A 21,915-nucleotide genomic window follows, 5' to 3' on the forward strand; every position below is an offset into this window, starting at 1 on the left:
TTCATTTTCATTCAAAAACAATCATTTAAAAGTAAAAAAAGAGAACAGAATGCCGAAATAACATAATTTAAGTTATTTCATCGTTCTGTTCCGCTTCCTTAATCCATATGATGATTGGCGACATCAGCTAATGTCGCATTAGTTACTTTTGCTAAATCTTGTACATCCACTTCCATTTGAACGCCGCGCTGTCCGCCACTGACAAAGATTGTTTCCTGTTGCTCAGCAGACTGATCAATGACAGTAGGATAAAGATGTTTCATACCTACGGGCGAGCAACCGCCACGGATATAACCTGTTACTTTAGTAAGGTCTTGAAGCGGAAGCAAATGCAGTTTTTTCTCTTTAACCGCTTGAGCCGCATGTTTCATATTTAAATTTCCTTCAACTGGAATCACAAATACATACGGATCACCATCATTATTGATAAACACTAACGTTTTGAAAACTTGTTCCGGTGAAGCATCGATTAATTTAGCCACTTCTTGTCCTTCTATATGCGTTTTTCCCATTTTAAAGGTGCGTACTTCATACTGAATGCCCTCATTTTCTAAAATACGCATCGCATTTGTTTTCTTCTGTTTCATGTCATTCACCTCATGCCTCAAATATAGCATTTTTAGGCTTTTAAAAGAAACTCGTCTTGCTTATTTAATATTTTAGACAAAAAAAAACAAGGTGACTGACCATATCTTAGTGCTCGCAATCAGCGAACCTTTGTGTCAGATGCACCTTGTGAAGTGAAATCTTCAAATAAATGTTTGCTCGTTTTCAAGTTAATAGATGTAATCGAAATTACAAATGCTTTCTCTGCTTTATTTGTGTCTACATGTTGCTTACTTTCTGATTGTGCCTGATGACTAATGTCATTTCCAGCAACCGCGCTATAAGATGGAGGCGGTCCACTTTCTTTCGTTTCATTTGAAGAAACTTGCTTACCTTGCATAAAAGTTGAAACTCCATTTTGGAATTTAGCAAGCTCTGTTTCGTTCGATACTAAGACAAGTAGAAAAACCAGACAGCAAGTCAGAATGCCAGCATAAATCCATAATAATACTGTTCTCATTCTACTTCCCTCGTCGTTCTGTTATCGTGTTTACAATATTAACACACAAACAAAGCTAAATCTTTATGTAGCATGCTATTTAAACCAAATGTAATATACGTAATAAATGTAACACAAACGATATTTTTTAAAGGTGACAATTCTATTTAATGTAAGAGTTTTCAATTCAATAAACATCATGATTTCATCCATATAAAAAACGTGCAGGAAACACTTTTTTCATTTCGTTTCAGCTGCACGTCTTTACCTGCTTTTAATTCAATTATGTTACAAATTCAATACATTTAATTCGAACGTCATAATTTCAACTCTTTCAGTGCTTGTTCGATAGCTTGTTGAATGAAATGATGCGCAGCTGTTAATTGTTGAAGTTCCGCTTCTTCCAATTGAATTGGTAAGCGTTTTACAATTCCCTCTCTAGAGATTAAGGACAGTAAGCTGAGCGCTCCTTCTTCAAATTCATATTCCCCATGCACCGCTGCACTGACTGGTTCAATGCTTTGTTCATTGAGCAAAATAGCATGTGCGAGTTGTACAGCCGCTCTCGAAATAGCTGAATTCGTCCATCCTTTTTTCTGGAAGACTTCGAATGATACTTCGTCAATACGTTTGGAGATTGCATTCTTATCTATTGGTGTGTTGCCTGTTAAGCTTTCAAACTCCTCTAACTCAATACCATGGATTCTTACCCTGCTCCAAATCGGTACGCCATGCGAGCCATGTTCACCTAATAGAAATGCTTCTACATTTTTCGGATCCACTTTGTAATGATCTGCAATTAAAGTTCTGAATCTTGAAGATTCTAAGATTGTTCCTGTACCGATAACCTTTTCAGCAGGATAACCTGATGTCTGTCCTAAGTAAGTCATCGCATCTACAGGATTTGAAATCACTATAACAACAGCTTCTTGCGTTACTTGATTCAGCTGTTCAAATACTGAATGAATAATTGAACTATTCGCCCGTGTCAATAGGGTACGATCTGCCATATCTGGAGTAGCAGGTGCGCTTGCAGAAACAATCACTATTTCTGCATCCGCCAAATCTTGATAACTACCCTCATATGTCTTGATATGATGCGTGTGATTCAGTCCCTGTAAGTGATGATGGTCTAATGCTTCCCCATGTGCTAAATCTTTATTGGTATCTATTAAAACAATTTCTGAAAAAACACCTAGATACTGTGCATCCGTCAATACTTGGCTACCTACACGTCCTGTTCCGATAATTCCTAACTTTGTCATATGATTATCACCTGTTGTCAGTTATTTTGCTTCATATGGTACAACGTCTTTACCATATTTCTTCTCAATAAAGTTTTTCATATCTTTAGATTGCAAGACTTTGATGAGTTCTTGAAATTTCTTATCGTTCTTATGCCCTTCTTTTACCGCAAGGATATTAGCAAATGGAGATGATTTATCTTCCATGACAATCGCATCTTTAGAAGGTTTTAAACCGTTATCCATTGCATAGTTAGAGTTCATAATTACAGCTGCCCCTTCTCCGCTTTTATACGTTTTAGGTAAAAATTCTGCACCTTGTTGATTGTTGAATTTCAAATGTTTTTTGTTTTCTACAATATCGTCAAATTTGGCATCTTCTATTTTGACACCTTTCTTAAGTTTCACTAACCCTTCATTAACAAAGAAAGATAAGAAACGTCCTTCTTCAGCCGGGTTATTAGAAACATAAATCGTTGAGCCGTCTGGGATGTCTTTAATATTTTTATACTTCTTACTATAGACACCCATCGGCGTTGTAAATACTTTACCGACTTCTTCAATCTTATAACCGTGGGACTTTTTCTCCGCGTTTAAATAAGGGACATGTTGGAATAAGTTCGCATCTATATCTCCTTTATCCAACAATTTATTCGGTACTTTATAATCATTCACTACTTTAATTTCTAAGTCGTAACCTTTTTTCTTCATTTCTTCTTTCGCGTGTTCTAATACTTCTCCATGCGGTGCTGGAGATGCTGCTACGGTTATTTTCTTGTTTTCAGCACTTTTGCTTTGACCGCACGCCGCAAGTATAAAGATGACTGCTAACAATGCAAACAAACTTATGATTTTCTTCATGTTCATTGACACCTTCCTATGTATGAGTTCTTCAATAAAATCTACTCTTCCTTCACACAGAAAAAGACTTCCTCTGTAAAAGAGAAAGCCTTAAACACTTTCTCTCATCTTTATAAGCTTACGCTTAATGTGAATTAGCACCTTTTCATATAATGATGGTTGCCGGGCTTCGTCGGGCACTTCCCTCCGCCGCTCTGGATAAGAGTTTGATTGATTGAATTGTATTAAGATTACCACTAACTTAAAATGCGGTCAACGAGATTTTAAAATTTTCTGATAAATAATGGTTGCCAGAATATCTATTCACAACTTTTATGTCAACTGTTGTGAGCATAGATATACTGTCTCAATATTGAATTTTTACTTTAAGTTTCCAGAAGACACTTCATCTAATAACTGTCCTAAAGGTCCTTTGTACATTAATAAATATAAACTATTAATAAGCGCTTCTTTAGATATTCTGTCAGGATCAAGCACCCAAAATTTAATAGTAGAAATAATAGCACCTGCTATAAAACAATGAAAATATCTATAGGGAATAGTATTGATGTTTTTTTCATTGTTCAATATAGTAGTTAAATTTTGTGCTATAGTGTCAGACAATTTATCTTCGATAGCACTCCTTCTTTTCATATTAAATAAAACTTCATATAACTCAATATTCTTAAGTATAATTTCAACTATATTTTGAGGGACACCATTAAATAAGTCATTCAAACTTTTTTCATTTCTTTCTCTAAATGTAGATAGCGCATTATAATTTATATGTTTTTTGATGTTTTGAATTTCATTGTCTTCTAATGCAGTTAATAAATGGTACTTATCTGTATAATACTTATAAAATGTCGCTCTATTGATATCTGCTTCGTCAGCTATCTGTTGAATAGTTATTTCCTCTATCGAATAAGTTTTAAGCAATTGAATAAATGCACTGCTGATTGATTTTGTGGTACGTCTGACTCTGCGATCCATTTGTTCGTCTCCTTTTTTCGTTTCTAATTAACATCTTTATGATTGTAGCAACATCAGAAAATTACTTTTCTTACATATTTCTCTAATTTGTTGCTTAACATTCACATTCGTCCTAATTGATTATTGAGTATAGTTTTTACGAGTTTATAATAACACATAGAATGATAAGCAACATCGTGTTGCTTAAAATTAGGAGGAAATTTTATGAAGAAAAAATTACTATGGCTTATCCCTATTGCAGCAACACTTATCCTTATAATCTTAGCAACAGCCTTTTATCCTGCTTATAATCCGAAACCTAAAAATGTTCCTATCGCAGTATTAAATAAAGACAGTGGTTTTGAAGTTCAAGGTAAATCTATGAATATAGGAGAAAGTTTTATTGATAAACTAAAAGAAAGTAAAAATGAAACTATAGATTGGAAGCAAGTAGATAATACAAAAGAACTCAATAAAGGATTAGAAGATAATAAATATGTAGGAGCTATTGTGTTTGATAAAGATTTTTCAAAAAATGCTCTAAGCAATGCACAAAATAAGATTATGTTAGAAAAACAAAAAGAAATAAAAGAAAAGGTTAATTCAGGCGAGTTATCACCTGAACAAATTAAAATCATGCAATCAAAAGTAGGTAAAAGCGCACAAAAAGTACCAGAACCGAAAGAAGCACAAATAGGAATTATCATTAACCAAGGGAGCAATGCACAAGTATCGAATATCGCCCAACAAGCTTTAACTAAAATTACAGACCAATTAAACAATCAAATCAGCAAACAAAATGTTGAGTTATTAGCTAAAAATAATATCGATCTCCCAAGCAAGCAATTTGATCACTTCGTCAATCCTGTAAAAGTGGATACTACTACTTTGAATAAAATTAAAGACAACCAAGCTAATGGCAATGCAGCTGCTGTTATGTTTTCACCTATTTGGCTAACGTCTCTTATTATAGCTATTTTATCTTTCTTTACATTTAAAAATAGAGAGAAATTAGCTCCAAGTAAAGACAAATTGTGGTTTGTATGCAAACTCATTTTATCCATTACTACCGCCGCTTTTGTCGGTTCATTCATCTACATTTATTATATGAGCGGTGTTTTAAATTTTGATTTTAATCAACCTGTAATTACAGCAACTTATATTGCAATTGCTATTTTAGGTTTTTCTGCTCTGATATTTGGATTTATGGTATGGACAGGTATAGCAATAGTCCCTGTATTTATACTCTTATTATTCTTTACGATACAATCTGTGATGTTGCCTAATGCAATGGTACCAGAATTTTATCAGCATCTTGTTCTTCCCTGGAACCCTTTCTATTACTATATTAAGACATTAAAAGGATTATTATATGATAATACAAGTTTAGTAATGAATGGAACAGTATGGATGTTTATTATATTTATGACATTCGGAATAATATCTCTTATCACACGTCTTTATACTAAGAAATACAAAAAGTACTCACTAGGCAACTAACAGCTTTAAAATTTCTGTTCAATATCAATTTTAAGCCGATGAAAATCCACAGAATTTTCATCGGCTTAAATGATATCTTTTAATTATTTATATACTCTTCCATATAATCGTCTCTACATTTAACTTGCTTTCGTTTGTTTTCTTTTTCGCAGTAATTTTTCTAAGAAGATAATTACAATACCTAATAGCATGACTATAATCGACATGTATAAAGGATATTCAATATTCACATCAAATAATCCACCTGCTACTAAAGGACCGATAAAGTTGCCCATACTGGTAAAGGTAGAGTTCAGGCCGCCTGCGAGCCCTTGTCGGTCGCCCGCAATATTTGAAAAATAATTGGTGATTGCTGGACGAATCATATCGAAACCTATAAAGACGATAAAACTGATAAGCATGATAGTCCAGTAACCATGTGCAATAATCAAGCAGAATAAGACTACTGCTGAATAAAATAAAGCAATTTGAATGAAAGTCAATTCTTCAAAGTATTTCATAAATTTATCAAATAGGAAGATTTGGAAAACCGCTCCGGCTATACCACCGCCTGTAATGGCAATGGAAATATCTTTAGGCGAATAATGGACCTTGTCTGCAGTATATAAAGAGAATAACGTTTCGAATGCGGCCAGTCCGAAAGCCAAGACGAAGGTAATAATTATCGGTGTAATAAACACTTTAATATTAATTTTAGCCAACTCTTGCGGCTCAATTACAGTATGGAAACCATCTGTCGTTTCGCGTTTTGCTCCTTGAATAAAGAATAAGGAACAAATAAATGCTGCAATGCCTAGCGATCCGGCAAAATAGAACGGCAGACGATGGGAGAATTCTGCCATAAATCCGCCTAGCCCTGGTCCTAAAATAAAACCAGAGTTGATTATAGCTGACATATAACCGAAGTTCTTCGCTTTATCTTTAGCAGGAGAGATGTCTGCTATCATTCCGGTTACCCCCGGCATTACCATACCTGCACTGAAACCGCCGATTATTCTGGAAATAATCAATAAGGTATAATTACTGCTCATAGCAAAGATAAATTCTGAAACAGAAAAAAGAACTAAGCCGATACAAATAATTAATTTCTTCCCTAATTTATCTGCTAAGTTGCCGCCGAATGGTGAAATAACCATCTGAGCCAATGCAAAGGCCGCAACAAGAATTCCTAAATCACTTCCATTTAAACCAAGATCTTTCAAATATACAGGTAATACTGGTACAACTAATCCGATACCTAAGAAAACAAGAAATATATTAAAATATAATGTGATTAATTGCTTACTCATGATGTCCTCCTTTATTGCTTATTTGCATCTTTTTTCGTTGACTATCTATTATACCCCATTCACTGCCTAACGCTCAATAGATACATATTACAGCAATATTGCTTTTTATTATTCCCTAAATTAAATATCGTTATCCTTCATAAATTGAGGAAAGAAAGCAAACTACTCTGCCCTAATAAATTGATATCACGTGTGAAAAAGTGTAATATAGTCATCTAAGTCTGACTTACTTCAAACTTTAAAAGTTTAAATATAGATAATTTCCTTAATACGAAAGAAGAAAGAAGGCATTAATCATGCAATCACGTTATGTTGCTAGGATATTATTTGTGCTATTAATGTTATTAACATTGCCTTTAAATCACTTTTATAATTTTATGGCACTCAATCTCTTTTTAGCATATATTCCATTTGAATTGGTATTATTACTTAAACTCTTTATACCGAAGCGAAAGTTCGAGTGGCCATTATTTATTATCTTCGCACTTATATTTATCTTGATTCTTCCTAATACTTTCTATATGGTGACTGATTTAATTCACTTAAATCAATTTGGTTTTGATATTTATCATGGTGCGCGTCCCACAGAATGGATGTATTTTACGTTCTTAGTTTCAGGAGTACTCTTTGCTCTTTATTTATATGCATTGATCAACATGAAACTATTACATTTGACAGACACACCTGTATTCAATTACTTAATTGTCACTTTCTTAATCATCACCAACAGCTTAGGTATATTTATGGGCAGATTCTTACGCTTACATACTGTTTATTTAATCAACCAGCCCTTGGCGATTTTGCGTGATGTCATGACTTTGCTGGATGCCAGAGGCGTCTTCTTCATCATCTTAATGGCAATCTTGCAAGTCCTATTCTTGATTTTAGTTAAAGGAGTGCGAATGGTAAAATGACAGTCTATCTCGGAATCTTTCTCGCAGTTGTAATCTTGCTGCAAATGGCTATCGGCCACCTTATCCGTGAGCTCGGTTTCTCATTTCCAATCAGTATTGCACTCATGTGCTTGCCATTAGGTATTGGTGTGTTCTTATTGCAAATTGTTTATTATGAGCAATACTATCCAAATTGGGAAGTCGCGCTCGGTGCAAAATTACGTTTGAAGTATATGTACTTGTTGACGTTCTTTGAATTTGTCGCTGTATATATTTGTTTCTTTGTCTTTTAAATAAGGAAGCGCGCGTCCAGGTGAAAAATCCTGTTCGCGCGCTTTTATTTTATTAAAGAGTTGAGGTACTCTTCAAAGGTTTCTTTTTTAAATCAATCCAAGCCATTTCCAGTAAGTCATGCTGAAGATAATGATAAGGATATAGGCAACAATTGTCAGCGGTACGCCGGCTTTCAAGAAATCCTTTACTGTAAATGTGCCTGTACCGTATGCAAGCATATTCTGCGGTGCGCTTACAGGTAGCAGGAAGCCGAAACTGATGACAAATTGTTGAATCAATACGAAGCCGATGCTTTGATCGCCTAGATGCAATGTTGCTGTCAAGGAGATAAAGACGGGTATTAAGGCTGATGATAGGCTGGTTGCACTTGCGAATCCTAAGTGAATCAGGATATTGAAGAGTGTGATGAGTGCGATGGTTGCGATAAGGGGCATATGTTGCAAGCCCATTAAGCCGAATGTTTTATCGCTCAGCCATTGTGCGCCTCCAGTATTAAGCAAGACGTTGCCGAGTGAAATACCGATTCCGAAGACGATAATAGTGCCCCATGGTATTTTATTTTCTACTTCTTTCCATGTCATTACGCCGATTTTCGGTGTCAGCATAACGGCCATGGCTACAAGTGTAATAGATGATGAGTCGATCGGATGTAATACTTTTTCCGTTGACCAGAAGATAAGCAAGAGTACTGAAATAGCGATGAGACGCCATTCTCGTGCTGTGATCGGCCCGAGTTTATCAAGTTCGGCACGGATTAATTCCTTTCCACCCTCTATTTCTTTGTGTTCTGGCGGCATTACTTTCATCATAATGAAGTAAAGGGCAATTGACATCAGTACTGACCATGGTGCAGCGTATAAGAACCATTGCCCCCATGAAATATCGTGCCCGAAACTTTGGTTGATGAAGTTGATGGCTACGATATTTTGAGCTGCGGCAGTTTTGATACCGACGTTCCAGATGGAAACAGCTTGTACCGCTGTGATGATTAATAATCCGGCCAATTTACTTTCCTTCGATGCTTTAAATGCTGCAATCATTCCTAATAATATTGGTACTACTGCCCCGGCACGTGCTGTAGCAGAAGGTACAAAGAAGGCTAATACAATGGAGACTAAAATTGCTCCGATAACAATACGATTGGTTTTATTTCCCACAATAGATAAAACCAATAATGCAAGACGTTTGTGCAAATTAGTGACTTGCATGGCAGCTGCTAAGAATAACGCTGCTGCAACCAAGGCAACTGCTGGTGTTGCAAATCCGCTGAATGCTAATTTCAATGCATTCGTAGTACCGAATAGGTCACTGCCATGTAAGACAGCTCCATTCGCTTTCGGATTGCCTAATTTCTCCGCTAAGTTCTGTACTGGACTGAACCCGAGCAAGAGTATCATCAACGATACAATCATAGTTGATGATACTGGATAAGAGACCGCTTCAGTCACCCACATAATGACTGCAAAAGCGAGAATTGCCAGCGATACTTTAGCCATCACTGGAATACTGCCGCCCGTCGGAATCAGCATAATTGCGATTAACACGACAAAGCTGATAATAATCCATAGCGGTTTCACTTTCTTATTTTTCTTCTCTTTTTGAGACGTAGCTTCCTTACTTGCCATAACAATTTCCTCCCTTAAAGCAAACTGCATCGTGCAGTTATCTGACAATTTATTTTTTTCAACTTTATTATAGCAATAATGCGTTTTCATTTATGTATTTTTTGAGGAATTTGTTAAAATTTTCACAATTTTGTCGAAATTATATTCTTAGGTAACCACTCTGCTCTTTAATGCCCAGAATAGCACACAAAAAGCGGGCCTTCGTCATCGGCCCGCCCAGGTATTGCTCTTTCCAATTATTTCTTTTTCAAAGCAGATTTCACTTCTTCAACTGCTTCAGCTGAGTGTTGTAATTGATGTTGTTCATCTTCAGTTAAGTCGAGTTCGACGACTTTCTCAACGCCGTTTGCGCCCAGGATAGTAGGTACGCCTAGACAGATATCTTTGAATCCGTATTCACCATCCAAGTATGTGATTGCGGGTACGAGACGTTTCTCATCGCGCAAGATAGCAGCGGCCATTTCATATATCGCAGCTGCGGGTGCATAGTAAGCGGAACCGTTGCCTAGCAAGCCGACAATTTCTGCTCCGCCTTTACGTGTACGTTCTACGATGGCGTCAATTTTGTCTTGTGGCAGCAATGCTTTAAGCGGAACACCGCCGACTAATGTGGTACTGAGTATCGGCACCATTGTGTCTCCGTGACCGCCGAGAACTAATCCTGTCACGTCTGTTTGCGCTACATCCAAAGCTTCTGATACAAAGGTACGATAGCGCGCAGTATCTAAGATGCCTGATTGTCCTAAGACGCGTTCTTTCGGGAAGCCTGACAACTTGTACACCGCGTAAGTCATAGCATCCACCGGGTTAGTCAGCACGATAATTTTACTTTCCGGTGCATATTTCTTAATCCCTTCTGTCACTTGCGCCATTACATTTTCATTGATTTGAATCAAGTCATCACGGCTCATCCCAGGTTTACGTGCTGCACCTGCCGTAATCACTACAATGTCCGCACCTTGGATATCCTCATAATTTGAAGTTCCCACTACACTTCCATTGAATCCTAAGATCGGACCACTCTCTTTAATATCCAATGCCTTTCCACGCGCCGGCTTTTCATTATCCGGAATTTCGAGCAATACCACATCTGCTAAAGCACGTTCTGCAATAATAAACGCTAACGTCGAACCCGTGTGTCCTGCACCAATAATCGCAATTTTATTCTTCGTCATTCATCTTCCCCCTTAGTCTCATGTCTTCTCTTTAATTCAAGCATAGCAAATTAAAGAAAACGCTTCCACTAATTTTAAAATTTTGGAAAAAGAAAGCTTTGGAGAGACTTAGGACTTAAAAATTATTTTTAAATATTTAAATTTAAAGAAGGTTTTTTGAGCTGTATCTATTTGTAAGAACATAAAATGAAAGAGTATTCTTTCTGCATCTCAATTTAATTATCATATATGAATACAAACGAATAATTCTTATAAAATTATTTAAAAACTAAAACACAGATAATTGAAACTATTTTTTACAATAAGGTTGAATAATCCTTATATTTTGATAAGATGTAGGCAATTACTTAATAGGAGGAATTTTTCATGAAAAAATTAGGCCTTTTAGGGACAACTGCTTTAGCGAGTACATTGTTATTTACAGGGGTACAAAGCAACACTGCAAATGCTGCAACTATTGATGAGGGACAAGCTTCAAACAGTGTTAAAAACTTAGTAGAAAATAACGATAACTACCAACCGAAAAGCGAAACGCAATACACGATAGACAAAGATGGGACTAATCCAGTAGATAATTCATATAAAGTAGCTTTTGGTGAGGAGCCTCATCAAGCTCCATCATTCTTATATGTTAAAAAGGATACTGGTGATATTTATGATTACAAAGGTAATTTAATCCAAAAAGCATCTAATAGTTCTGCAAATACTCAGAAACAAACTCAAGAAAATAACGAACAAAATAATCAAGGCAATTTAGAAAAACATAATCAAACTTTACCAGAATCCGGAACAGAATCTAATTCGACTTTAATTACATTATTCGGCTCAATATTACTTACACTTGGAGCTTTTTTATCTATCAAACCTGTTTCAAAAAATAAACAAAAATAAAATTTACTTTCGAATTTTAATTAAATAGACAGATTCTCACTCTTAATAAGTTAAAAAGACTTATTAAGAGTTTTTTATTACATAAAACTTCAAATTTGCTATAAAAATTACACCCAAGCAATGCGGCTCAGGTGTAAATCCTCTTTGTGTTCCTACTGTTTAGTTATAACGTGCAGAGAAATGTGCAGTGGCTGATATTCCGAAAATCAAACCGACAAAAACGGTTAAAATCAATAATAATATCATGGTGCGGTGATAATGTTTAATAAAGGCCACGAATAATAACACTGCATTGTAAATTAAGAAAATACCGAAAAGCGTCAATACGACAGTCGGCTGTGACACGATTGTCGTAAAGATAAAGACGATAATCGCAAAGATAATATAAGGCAGCACGACAAAGTTACGTTCAAATTTGATGCGTTGGCGCGCTTTTTCATCTGGATTCATTATTTTTTCTCCTTCAAACTCAATTAAATTTTATGGAATGTCTTCCCCACGTACAGCAACATAAATATCAAACCATTCTTGGTCGCTTAGTTCAATATCTAAACCTTTAACTGCATCTTGCATATGTTCAATTTGGCCAGTTCCCATAATCGGCATAATGGTTGCCGGATGTTTCATCAGCCAAGCTGTAATGACTGAAGTTGGAGCAACATTATTTTTATAGGCAATAGGACTGATAATAGACATTACACGTTTTGCCTTTTCATCATCAAGGTTTAATAATTTGCCTCCTGCTAAAGGACTCCAACCCATAATTTTGACATGGTCTTGATACATATGGTCAATCGTCCCATCAAACATCGGCTCCGCATGATAAGGCGAGACTTGAAGCTGATTGACTGCAATATGCAATTTATGTGATTTAATATCTGAATTTAATAAATCATATTGCGTATTAGAGAAGTTAGATACTCCGAATGATTTGATTTTACCTTGTTCTACTAAAATATCCAAGGCAGATCTTACTTCATCAGGGTTCATTAAAGGAGAAGGACGATGCAGCAGCAACGTATCTAAATAATCTGTTCCCAAGTTTTTTAAAGAACGGTCTACAGATGCGATAATGTGAGAACGACTTAAATCATAACGATGGCCGTCAAATAATTCTAAACGATCAGTGGGCAAGATAATACCGCATTTAGAAACTAACTGAATCTTATCGCGCAATTCGGGTGATAAAGCTAAAGCTTCACCAAATAAGGCTTCACAGGAGTAATCTCCATAAATATCTGCATGATCCATTGTTGTAACTCCCAAATTTACCAATTCATGAATAAAGCGATTTAATTCTTGTGTAGATTTCTGCCAATCTTTTGTTCTCCAAAATCCTTGAATAATACGTGAATAGTCTACACTTCGATTGATTTGGACACGCTCCATAGTGCTATCCCCTTTCTAATTCTTAAATCTTTCTTAAATATAATGATAATACTTGTGAAATATAATTTTTACGCTATTATAGTAAGACTAAAAGAACTACAATTACAATAAAATGTAGTTTTACTTTCGTAACGCATGATGCAAAATGTTGTATCTATTATAATTTTTCTTTTAGAGGTACGTCAATTTTCAAGTGAACTGCAAGGCATCTAATTGGTTACGCAAACGTTCTTTATCCAGTTGCTCGCCTATTAATACTACCGTATTTTCTGGATGATATTGAACCGGCTCGAAATCCGGCATACCATACGCAAATTGGAACAAATAAGTAACGTCAGGTGTATCTCTGAAACGTACATACCCTTTTAAGCGATAAATATTTTCTGGTAAGCGTAAGATAAATTGGTAAAACATTTGACGGTCAATCGGCGACGTGAAGGTATAAGCTAGCGCACTGATACCGTGATGGTGCAGATGTGAATGTGCAGGTGAATCAGCTCGTTCTGGTGATTGAAGTTGTTCTAACTCATCTGAAGCTACTTGTCCATAGGTCGTCTTGATAATTGTACCCTTCGGATTCAGTGTCTGTAATTGTGAGACGATTTCATCTTGCGCTTTTTCATCGATTAAATCTACTTTGTTCACAATAATGTCATGACTAACTTCAATTTGTTCTTCCATCAATTGTTGTGTTGCAGCAGAATAAGTGTCACGTTGCAGGAATCGCGGAGCGTCTACGAGGCCGATAACCAGCGGCGGATTAACTTGTTGTGCTAAAAGAGGGTCGTAACAAGCTTCGATGAGTTGAAGCGGATGAGCGATTCCTGTGGCTTCAATTATGACGTGTTGTGATTGATTTTGATGTATTATCGCCTTAAGCTGAGCGACTAAATCTTGTGCTAAATCACAGCATACGCACCCGTTCTGTAATGAAACGGTTTCTATAACAGGCGCTAAAATTTGACTGTCGATGTCAAAATTACCAAATTCGTTCATAATGACCGTAATTTTCTCATCTCTTTTTAATAATTGCTCAGTATAATGTTTAAGGAAAGTCGTTTTACCACTACCTAGAAAACCTGTTACAATACTAATAGTTAATTTATTATTATTTATTTTCATTTTTAACACTCATTTCGAAATTTCTTAAAGATACAATGAATAATGGTTGTATTATATTACGTTACAACTTGATTTAATGCAAGGTATCTTTTAAAATTTATACATGCTTTAATTTTAACATGGCTTGTAAGCAATAGACAAAATAGCGCGAAATATGCTATTATCTTTGTCCTTGCACAATTATGCAACATAGACGGTACAAATGCCGAACAGAGAAAAAATAACGGATAGAATGTCTGGAGGAGAACTCAATGTCTGAACAACTTAATTTAGGCGGACGCTTATGCTTTAGTTTGTACAATGCTCAAAGACAAGTAAATCGCTACTACTCTAATAAAGTTTTTAAGAAGTACAAACTAACTTACCCGCAATTTCTAGTACTAACAATTTTATGGGAAGATTCCCCTGTAAATGTCAAAAAAGTCGTAACTGAACTTGCACTTGACACAGGAACGGTTTCACCACTATTAAAAAGAATGGAACAAGTTGATTTGATTAAAAGAGAGCGCTCTGAAGTAGATCAACGTGAAGTCTTCATCCATTTAACTGAAAAAAGTGAAGCCATCAAACCTGAGCTTGGACAAGCATGTAACAAATTGGCTGACATTTCAGGGTTATCACAATCCGAAGAAAAAGAATTAAACCGTTTATTAGACAAACTTATCGATTCACTTGCTAAAGAAAACGCGTAAACACGATGCCGTTAAAATTAAAGTGCTAACTTCATATGTCGTTACGCTTTTATAAGTAAAATAAATATAAGCATAGAAAAGGCATAGTCCGAAACTTTCGGGCTATGCCTTTTTTTATTCGTTTAAAGTTACCATCTCATATAAATAACCTTGTTGTTCCATCAAGGCTTGATAAGTACCTGCTTCCACAAGCGTTCCTTCAATCATCACTGCAATCCGATCAAAGCGCGGCAATAGTTCTAAATCATGAGTAGCTACAATCAATGTTTCACTTTGATTGAATATACGCTGCATAAGCGCTTCTGAATTATCCCAGTCTAATGAACGTGTCGGTTCATCTAATAGCCAAATCGGTGCATTTTTCAAGAATAAACGTGCTAAGCAGACGCGCTGCAGTTCTCCTCCTGACAAGCCGGTACCAGTCAAGGTTACTTCATAGTCTAGAGATACATGCTGCAAGCCGAGTTCATCTAAGACACGGCGCATCGAAGCATCATCAGCATCTGATAATAAATTATCTCTAATTGTACCATCAAATAATTGTTGATGCTGCAACATCACATTAAGCTGTTCAGCTTTTTCCGCTTCACTCAAATCATAGATATTGCGTCCATTCAACAATACTTCTCCTGTTTCGGTTTGATAGAGACCTGCCATCACTTGCATCAACGTACTCTTACCAGAACCAGAGGGACCGATAATAGCTAAACGTTCCCCCTCTTGGATGTGTAAATCAATGTCTTTCAACACATTACTGAATTGATTCCAGTATTTAAAGGACACTTGGTCAATATCGATTAAATGACCCGCTCTAGTTTTTTCATCATTTTCACCTTGTTCTGCAACATGTGCAGTTTCAGGAACATCATTCAATACTTCGCTAATATTCATAATCGCTTGGTCTGTATCTGCTTTAAAATATGCCACATTGCTCATAGGCACCGCTTGTTCAAATAAAGTTAAGAGCATTAATACGATACTTGTCAGATACACGACATCCATATTGCCATTTTGTACCTGGATAATGCCTAACCAGACACATAAGAACAGTGAAATCATTGAAACTAAATCTAACGCAAAATCATACAACGTTAAGAACCGTTGTTCACTGCGTTGGCGTTGGCTGTAACGTATTAAGACATCTGCTAAGCTTCGTCGATAGGCTTTCGCTTGATGAAACCGTTGTAATTCTCCATAACCTTCTTTGTAGTCAAAATAACGGCTGAGAAAGCGACTTTCGTCTTTTGCAACGCGTTCGCTCAATACACGTGCACGTTTCGCACTTAACCAAGGGAGCACGCCTAGAGAAACAGCCATGCTGAAGAACAACAACAATGCATGCGCAAAAGAAAATTCAAACAGCACAGCTACTGTAATCAACGCTGTCAATCCTATGACTACCGGCGGATAATACACACGCAAATAGATATTCTGTAAAGCTTCTACACTCGAAACCATACGAGAAATTAAATCACTAGATTTGAATTTCCGATAAATATCCGGTACTACCTTAGTTAAACCTGAGAAGAATTGAACACGCACATCACGCAACATCGTAAAGGTTGTGCGATGTGAGAACAGACGCTCAAAGTAACGTGCAAGTGCGCGAATAAATCCGAACATCTTCACTAAGACGACCAAGATAATCAAGGCAACCAGCGGCGCATTTTGTGCTGCTTGCGAAATCATCAACCCGCTTAAGAAGAACATTCCAATAGCTACAAGCGCGCCGATAATCCCGACAAGAATCGCAAATATCAAGTCTTTATCTAATTTGAATCGAATCGGTCGTTTCTTCATTCTTTCTCACGTCCTTTATGCATTCCAATCGAAATCACTTGATCGTCTGCTGTAATACGTCCTTGTTCCATATAAATACGACGATCTGCTGAGCGAATCGTACTTTGGCGATGGGCAATCATAATGACCGTCCGCTCTCCAAAGTAGTCTTTCAACGCAGTTTGAATCACGCGTTCGGTCCAGACGTCCAAGCCGGTTGCAGGTTCATCGAAGACCACTACTTCTGGGCGGTCTAGCAGGACACGCGACAGTTCGATACGACGCATTTGCCCGCCTGACAGCATTTCGCCACCTTCACCAATCGCAGTTTCTAGGCCTTGAGGCAAAGCGTTAATCTTGTCAGTCAACCCGACTGCGGCTATGACTTTCATGATGTCTGCGTCCGGGACCTCTTGAAACATGGTCACGTTGTCTCGGATACTGGCATTAAAGATGTACGGCTGCTGACTTAGAATTCCTAACTTCAAATTCTTCTTGTTGAAAAATACAGTGCCTTGAGAGGGCTCCCGCATTTGTAAGATCAACTGAGAAAGTGTCGTCTTACCTGCGCCGCTAGGGCCTACTAAAGCGATATGATCTCCTTGGCGGATATCGAGCGAAACGTCATTCACTGCCAAGCGTTCTGCATGCGGATATTGATAGGAAACATGGTCCAAACGAATTTGAGCTGATTGTGCAGGATTAACGGCAATATCGGTAGGTCTTGCAGTGTCTGTTTCAGCATCCAACATATCGAATACGACATCTGCAGCCCCTTCGCTTTGTTTTCCGGTATGAAAGGCTTGACCTAAATCTTTGATGGAATTATAAAATTCAGGGGCCAAGATAATCGCAATTGCTGCCGTTTGGAAGTTCACATTATGGAATAAGACGAGTCCGAGACCCGCTTCTAACGCCACTAAACCAATACCGAGCAAGCTGATAAATTCTAACATCAAACCTGACATAAAGGCACTGCGCAGAATTTTCATTGTTTTATCACGGAACCGTGTACTTTCATTATAGATAGTCGTTTCAGCCTGCTTAGAGCGATTGAAGAGTTTCAAGGTAATCAATCCTTGCGCAATGTTTAAGAAACGTTGGCTGAACTGCGTCAAATAAGTCATCTGATCCTTGGATTCGTCACGTGTCTTTAATCCGAAGAGAATATAGAACACAGGAATAAAGGGTGCTGTCACCATCATAATCAGTGCGGTGTTCAGATGAATGAAACACATAGCCAAGATGATAAAGATAGGAATCATGACTGCTTTGAAGACTTGCGGCAAGTAGTCTTGATAAAATGGCGCAATGCCATCAATACTTTCAGTAATCACACTCATTTGTTCACCAATGGGCTGGTGGGAATTTTTAGCGATAGCGCGTTCACGCAGATGCGTTTTTACTTTGTAAGCCAGTTGTGTACCTAGCAATTGGTTCGTCATGTTGAGCAGTGCGCGTAAAATCAGCACGCCGAGCAAAATACCGAGAATTACCGGCAGTGTCAAGATGCTATGTGCTTTCGTCAACATGATATCTAACACTTTGGCAATAGTAATGTTCTGTACCACCACGATGATAGCGAGTAAAGCACACACAATCGCCATTAATATAGGATACGAAATATATTTTCGAATATAACGAGATAAGTTTTTCATTTTAATTCACCTTAAATTCTCTCTATATAGAGGGTCTGCAACACAACAAAAGTGGAACACGTATGTACCATTTCATACTTGTCCCACCCACTGTGCTTTCATCTTATTTTAGAAGTTCAGGGTGTCACAGCAACCCTTTGTGTCAAAAAATGTCTTAACCTCAACTTAAATCATATGGGGTATAATTTCAATTTTTTCGCCTCGGAAAAGAAAGATTTTGAAAGCGGGCTGAACCTTAATCTTCCTCTCGACTAGTCAGAGCGCAACTTGTACTTATACTTCTTTAGTCTTATCTTTAGATATTCTGCTATTATTATTAGCACAAATATTTTTGATTATGCTATCATAAAAGTTGTTTCAACATGTGATTACATAACAAATTTGAATATTATTCAGAAATAAGGAAGGTACGCTATGTTATTGTTAGAATTATTAAAAGCGTTGATTCTAGGTATTGTAGAGGGGCTAACGGAATTTGCGCCGGTATCTTCTACAGGGCACATGATTTTAGTGGATGATATGTGGTTGAAATCTCCCGAATTTCTTGGCTCTCAGTCAGCGTTTACGTTTAAAATTGTCATACAGTTAGGTTCCGTTTTCGCAGCCGCATGGGTCTTCAGAAAACGTTACTTTGAAATGTTGTATATCGGAAAATACCAACCAGCTGCTACAGAAACCGAAACAGCTGATGGTGCAATTGGCAAACGTGTTAAACCTAAACGTTTAACTTTATGGCACGTACTTGTAGGTATGATTCCTGCTGCTATTTTAGGTTTGCTTTTTGATGATGTAATTGAAAAATACTTATTTAGTGTACCAACAGTAATGATTGGATTATTACTAGGTGCTTTCTACATGATCTTCGCTCAAAAATTCAGCGAGCGTTACGCACACCGTGAAAATATCGACCAGATTTCTTTCTTCCAAGCTTTTGTTATTGGTTTATCACAAGCCGTAGCAATGTGGCCTGGATTCAGTCGTTCTGGTTCCACGATTTCAACAGGTGTCTTAATGAAAATGAATTATAAAGCCGCTTCAGACTTTACATTCATTATGGCTGTACCGATTATGCTGGCAGCCAGCGGTTTATCATTAGTCAAACATATCGGATATATTCATTTGAATCATATTCCATTTTACATCATCGGATTCTTAGCAGCGTTTATCTTCGGATTGCTTTCAATCCGTCTATTCTTGAACCTGATCAACCGAGTAAAATTAGTACCATTTGCGATTTATCGAATTATTTTAGTTATCTTTATCGCTATTCTTTACTTCGGGTTCGGAATAGGAAAAGGAATATAAAGGTGCTTGAGAAGACGGTTTGATTCCAAGCAATAAGGAGAAATGAACAGAAGACGTTCTCCAGTCTTCAGTGAATTTCGCACTTATTGCCGCGGAATCAGTCTTCGAAAGCCCGATTATTACAAGATGCTTGAGGAGCCCGTCTATCAAGAAGCTGAGACAACATATTGTCTCGGCTTCTTTTTTTGAGCTGCTCTCTTCGCCCTCCCCCTCTCCAAGGGTTTCTTTTCACGGGAGTGAGGGGACTTAGATGTTATCATGGTTAGGCGGTTTAATGCGAATTGGGACAGGGTATTTAAAATTTATAGACTAACAAATGGAGGCCACTATAATGGAGAAGAAGAGATTAATCAGAACTTTAATTACAGTATTACCAGTTATTCTTGTGCCTTTAATCGTGGAACGTAAGCGTATTAAGGATCACCCTGATGTGCAAAAGGTGAATGAAAAGACTGCGGACTTAAGAGAAAGTGTGTCTAGTAAATCATCACAGGCTGTGTCTGCGGTTTCAAATAAATCTTCTGAATTTGCGCAATATGTCGGCGATAAGAAGCAAGATTTAGAGGAAAAACGTCAAGCTAAGAAGGAAGCGAAGGAGAATGATCCGGAGCGTATCAAGGCTAAGGGCGAAAAATTAGAGAAGAAAAATCGTAAAGAAGCTGACAAGATGGCGAAGAAGTTGGATAAAAACTTAGAAAAACGCCGTAAAGAAGAGGAAAAAGATGATGAAAAAACGCGCAAACGTTTGGTAAAAGAAATGAAGGATGCGCAGAAATATCAAGAGAAAGTAGGTCTGGTTCCGGGCGGTGCTTCTGATAAGCAAGTTGCTAATAAAGGTGAAGATCTTGAGGAAGAGAACAAAGATGAAGCGTATGATATGAACCGTATCTTGGAAGATCGCATTGAACAGCGTTTGAAAAAGGAAGAGGAAGCAAGACGTGCGAATCAAGAGGAGCGCATCAAAGAAATTCAAAAACATGAAAAGAAGCCGAATCTCTAAATGACTCGGGTGATAATTGATGGTGATGCTTGTCCTGTTACAGATTCAGTGATTCGACTGACTGAGGGGACAGGCATTTTTGTTGTATTGGTGCGGAGTTATTCACATTTTTCGATGCAAGATTATCCTTCTCATGTGGAAATCAAGTATGTGGATGATGGTCCTGATAGTGTGGATTATAAGATTGTCCAACTGGCGAAGTCATCGGATATTGTGGTAACTCAGGATTATGGATTAGCAAGTTTGTTGCTCGGCAAGGTGCGTGTAGTGATGCATCATAATGGCATGGTGTATACTGAGGATAATATCGGGCGATTGTTGGAACAGCGTTACCGTCATGCTCAAGCACGCCAGCAAGGTGAACGTCATAAAGGACCTAAGCGTTTTACTGACGAAGCGAGAGCCAAGTTTGAGTTGCGCTTTCAACGTGTCATTGATGAAGTAACTTCGTAAAATATGGAGCTTGGAGTTGGTTAATTATGAGTTTGAAAAGAATAGCGGTTTATTGCGGTGCAAGTCGAGGAAAAGATCCAATTTATATGGAACAAGGCTATGCGCTCGGCAAGTATATGGCTGAGCATAATTATGAACTTGTGTTCGGCGCTGGTTCGGTCGGTATCATGGGCGCCATTCAAAATGGTGTATTGGATCACGGCGGTTCAGCGATTGGTGTGATGCCCCGCAGCTTGGATGATAAAGAGATTACGAGCCAACGTTTGACGGATTTAGTATTGGTGGATTCATTGCATGGACGTAAAGCTAAAATGTCTGAGTTGGCCGATGCTTTTGTGTTGGCTCCAGGCGGTGCCGGCTCGCTGGAAGAGTTCTTTGAAACCTATAGTTGGGCACAAATCGGCATTCATGATAAACCGATGGCTGTGTTCAATATTAATGGTTTCTTTAAGCCGTTGCAAAAAATGTTGGATGAAATGATTGAAGCGGGCTTTATCGATGCGAAATATCGTGCGTTGGCTCCGTTGTATGATGATTTAGATGCTTTGTTTGAAGGATTAGAACATTATGAAGCTGTGGGTACGCGTAGTTATGATTGATATGTAGTGGTTAATGGAGATGAGTTTGATAGTTGGCAAGTGTTGGGGGGAGTCGGCAGAAGTCGGCAGTTTTCTAGACACTAGTTTCCAGGTTGTGTCTAGATTAGTAGAATATTGGACACGTTCACCTCATTCTTGTCCAATATATCT

22 protein-coding genes and 1 riboswitch are annotated in these 21,915 nt (G+C 37.4%); of the genes, 9 read left to right on the top strand and 13 right to left on the bottom strand.

The features are described from left to right. Positions 1-98: 98 nt before the first annotated feature. The 5 genes from ybaK to CKV71_RS10620 form a co-directional block, all read right to left on the bottom strand. Positions 99-587 carry a Cys-tRNA(Pro) deacylase gene (ybaK, locus tag CKV71_RS10600; RefSeq protein ID WP_095106591.1) on the bottom strand — a complete coding sequence of 163 codons (489 nt, stop codon included), beginning with the start codon at positions 585-587 and terminating at the stop codon, positions 99-101. Positions 588-706: 119 nt separating this feature from the next. Next, complete coding sequence (locus CKV71_RS10605) at positions 707-1,066, bottom strand: hypothetical protein (RefSeq protein WP_126557831.1); 360 nt, start codon at positions 1,064-1,066, stop codon at positions 707-709. A gap of 296 nt (positions 1,067-1,362) precedes the next feature. After that, positions 1,363-2,310, bottom strand: coding sequence for a lactate/malate family dehydrogenase (locus CKV71_RS10610; protein ID WP_095106595.1), 948 nt, complete (start codon positions 2,308-2,310; stop codon positions 1,363-1,365). A 21-nt stretch (positions 2,311-2,331) separates the two neighbouring features. Further along, positions 2,332-3,150, bottom strand: coding sequence for a MetQ/NlpA family ABC transporter substrate-binding protein (locus CKV71_RS10615; RefSeq protein WP_095106597.1), 819 nt, complete (start codon positions 3,148-3,150; stop codon positions 2,332-2,334). 101 nt (positions 3,151-3,251) lie between these two features. Beyond that, a riboswitch (SAM riboswitch) is annotated at positions 3,252-3,355 on the bottom strand. Between the two features lie 155 nt (positions 3,356-3,510). Beyond that, entirely contained in the window at positions 3,511-4,122 is a 612-nt protein-coding gene (locus tag CKV71_RS10620) for a TetR/AcrR family transcriptional regulator (RefSeq protein WP_095106599.1), read from the bottom strand. Positions 4,123-4,326: 204 nt separating this feature from the next. Between CKV71_RS10620 and CKV71_RS10625 the strand changes: the two genes are divergently transcribed. After that, entirely contained in the window at positions 4,327-5,601 is a 1,275-nt protein-coding gene (locus tag CKV71_RS10625) for a YhgE/Pip domain-containing protein (protein ID WP_095106601.1), read from the top strand. 119 nt (positions 5,602-5,720) lie between these two features. Here the strand turns inward: CKV71_RS10625 and norA are convergent, their stop codons facing one another. Next, the gene (gene norA, locus CKV71_RS10630; protein ID WP_095106603.1) at positions 5,721-6,890 is read right to left on the bottom strand and encodes a multidrug efflux MFS transporter NorA; all 1,170 of its coding nucleotides are present in this window, start codon (positions 6,888-6,890) and stop codon (positions 5,721-5,723) included. A 296-nt stretch (positions 6,891-7,186) separates the two neighbouring features. Here norA and CKV71_RS10635 point away from each other — a divergent pair, with 296 nt between their 5' ends. Both CKV71_RS10635 and CKV71_RS10640 read left to right on the top strand, forming a co-directional pair. After that, complete coding sequence (locus tag CKV71_RS10635) at positions 7,187-7,804, top strand: DUF1361 domain-containing protein (protein ID WP_095106605.1); 618 nt, start codon at positions 7,187-7,189, stop codon at positions 7,802-7,804. Next, a complete protein-coding gene (locus tag CKV71_RS10640) occupies positions 7,801-8,076 on the top strand; it encodes a hypothetical protein (RefSeq protein ID WP_095106607.1) in 276 nt (91 codons plus the stop codon). Before CKV71_RS10635 ends, CKV71_RS10640 begins: the two co-directional genes overlap by 4 nt. Positions 8,077-8,163: 87 nt before the next feature. Here CKV71_RS10640 and CKV71_RS10645 read toward each other — a convergent pair whose 3' ends face one another. Then, complete coding sequence (locus tag CKV71_RS10645) at positions 8,164-9,702, bottom strand: SLC13 family permease (RefSeq protein WP_095106609.1); 1,539 nt, start codon at positions 9,700-9,702, stop codon at positions 8,164-8,166. A 236-nt stretch (positions 9,703-9,938) separates the two neighbouring features. After that, positions 9,939-10,877, bottom strand: coding sequence for a malate dehydrogenase (gene mdh, locus CKV71_RS10650; protein WP_095106611.1), 939 nt, complete (start codon positions 10,875-10,877; stop codon positions 9,939-9,941). 366 nt (positions 10,878-11,243) lie between these two features. Here mdh and CKV71_RS10655 point away from each other — a divergent pair, with 366 nt between their 5' ends. Further along, on the top strand, positions 11,244-11,768 hold the full coding sequence (locus CKV71_RS10655) for an LPXTG cell wall anchor domain-containing protein (RefSeq protein ID WP_095106613.1): 525 nt from the start codon (positions 11,244-11,246) through the stop codon (positions 11,766-11,768). Positions 11,769-11,927: 159 nt separating this feature from the next. Here the strand turns inward: CKV71_RS10655 and CKV71_RS10660 are convergent, their stop codons facing one another. The 3 genes from CKV71_RS10660 to CKV71_RS10670 all read right to left on the bottom strand — a co-directional run bounded on the left by CKV71_RS10660 (position 11,928) and on the right by CKV71_RS10670 (position 14,279). Further along, positions 11,928-12,218 carry a hypothetical protein gene (locus CKV71_RS10660; RefSeq protein ID WP_095106615.1) on the bottom strand — a complete coding sequence of 97 codons (291 nt, stop codon included), beginning with the start codon at positions 12,216-12,218 and terminating at the stop codon, positions 11,928-11,930. Between the two features lie 30 nt (positions 12,219-12,248). Further along, entirely contained in the window at positions 12,249-13,157 is a 909-nt protein-coding gene (locus CKV71_RS10665; protein ID WP_095106617.1) for an aldo/keto reductase, read from the bottom strand. Positions 13,158-13,346: 189 nt separating this feature from the next. Continuing rightward, on the bottom strand, positions 13,347-14,279 hold the full coding sequence (locus tag CKV71_RS10670; RefSeq protein ID WP_095106619.1) for a CobW family GTP-binding protein: 933 nt from the start codon (positions 14,277-14,279) through the stop codon (positions 13,347-13,349). A 251-nt stretch (positions 14,280-14,530) separates the two neighbouring features. Between CKV71_RS10670 and CKV71_RS10675 the strand changes: the two genes are divergently transcribed. Beyond that, positions 14,531-14,971 carry a global transcriptional regulator MgrA gene (locus tag CKV71_RS10675; protein ID WP_095106621.1) on the top strand — a complete coding sequence of 147 codons (441 nt, stop codon included), beginning with the start codon at positions 14,531-14,533 and terminating at the stop codon, positions 14,969-14,971. Positions 14,972-15,085: 114 nt separating this feature from the next. Here the strand turns inward: CKV71_RS10675 and cydC are convergent, their stop codons facing one another. Then, positions 15,086-16,771 (bottom strand): thiol reductant ABC exporter subunit CydC, encoded by a 1,686-nt coding sequence (gene cydC / locus CKV71_RS10680; protein WP_095106623.1) that lies wholly within the window; start codon positions 16,769-16,771, stop codon positions 15,086-15,088. Further along, positions 16,768-18,408, bottom strand: a complete 1,641-nt coding sequence (locus CKV71_RS10685) for an ABC transporter ATP-binding protein/permease (RefSeq protein WP_095106625.1) — start codon at positions 18,406-18,408, stop codon at positions 16,768-16,770. Before CKV71_RS10685 ends, cydC begins: the two co-directional genes overlap by 4 nt. Before the next feature lie 414 nt (positions 18,409-18,822). Between CKV71_RS10685 and CKV71_RS10690 the strand changes: the two genes are divergently transcribed. The 4 genes from CKV71_RS10690 to CKV71_RS10705 all read left to right on the top strand — a co-directional run bounded on the left by CKV71_RS10690 (position 18,823) and on the right by CKV71_RS10705 (position 21,765). Beyond that, positions 18,823-19,713, top strand: coding sequence for an undecaprenyl-diphosphate phosphatase (locus CKV71_RS10690; RefSeq protein ID WP_095106627.1), 891 nt, complete (start codon positions 18,823-18,825; stop codon positions 19,711-19,713). 331 nt (positions 19,714-20,044) lie between these two features. After that, on the top strand, positions 20,045-20,713 hold the full coding sequence (locus tag CKV71_RS10695; RefSeq protein WP_095106629.1) for a hypothetical protein: 669 nt from the start codon (positions 20,045-20,047) through the stop codon (positions 20,711-20,713). Then, positions 20,714-21,166 (top strand): YaiI/YqxD family protein, encoded by a 453-nt coding sequence (locus tag CKV71_RS10700; protein ID WP_095106631.1) that lies wholly within the window; start codon positions 20,714-20,716, stop codon positions 21,164-21,166. It abuts the gene before it with no gap. Between the two features lie 32 nt (positions 21,167-21,198). Further along, positions 21,199-21,765, top strand: a complete 567-nt coding sequence (locus tag CKV71_RS10705; RefSeq protein ID WP_167376394.1) for an LOG family protein — start codon at positions 21,199-21,201, stop codon at positions 21,763-21,765. Positions 21,766-21,915 lie beyond the last annotated feature (150 nt).

The organism is Staphylococcus piscifermentans, from assembly GCF_900186985.1.
Taxonomy (GTDB): domain Bacteria; phylum Bacillota; class Bacilli; order Staphylococcales; family Staphylococcaceae; genus Staphylococcus; species Staphylococcus piscifermentans.